At 74.7% G+C, this 455-nt stretch carries 1 pseudogene; it reads left to right on the forward strand.

Annotation, left to right across the window (positions count from 1 at the left end):
- Positions 1 to 421 (forward strand): annotated as a pseudogene (locus AC1DWC_RS26755) (hypothetical protein); the annotation flags it as partial.
- Between the last annotated feature and the right edge of the window lie 34 nt (positions 422 to 455).

A 455-nucleotide genomic window follows, 5' to 3' on the forward strand; every position in this document is an offset into this window, starting at 1 on the left:
GCCCGGGCCCGGGCCGCCGAGACCGGCCCGGGCCCGGGCCGCCGAGACCGGTGCCAGTGTCACCGTCACCGACGACCCGCAGGCGGCCGCGGTCGGCGCGGACGCGCTGGTGACCGACGCGTGGACCTCGATGGGGCAGGAGAACGACGGACTCGACCGGGTCGGGCCGTTCCGGCCGTTCCAGATCAACGCGGCCCTGCTGGCGAAGGCGGCGCCGGGTGCGGTGGTGCTGCACTGCCTGCCCGCGCACCGCGGCGACGAGATCACCGACGAGGTCATCGACGGACCGCAGAGCGCGGTGTGGGACGAGGCGGAGAACCGGCTGCACGCGCAGAAGGCACTGCTGGTGTGGCTGCTCGAGCAGAACAGCCGGACTGCGCAGGGTGACGGGACTGTGCAGGGTGACGGGACGAGGCCGTGACCACCGCCCGGTCCGAGTCGGCGCGGTCGCAGAC

This window comes from Rhodococcus sp. P4_C10 (assembly GCF_056402135.1).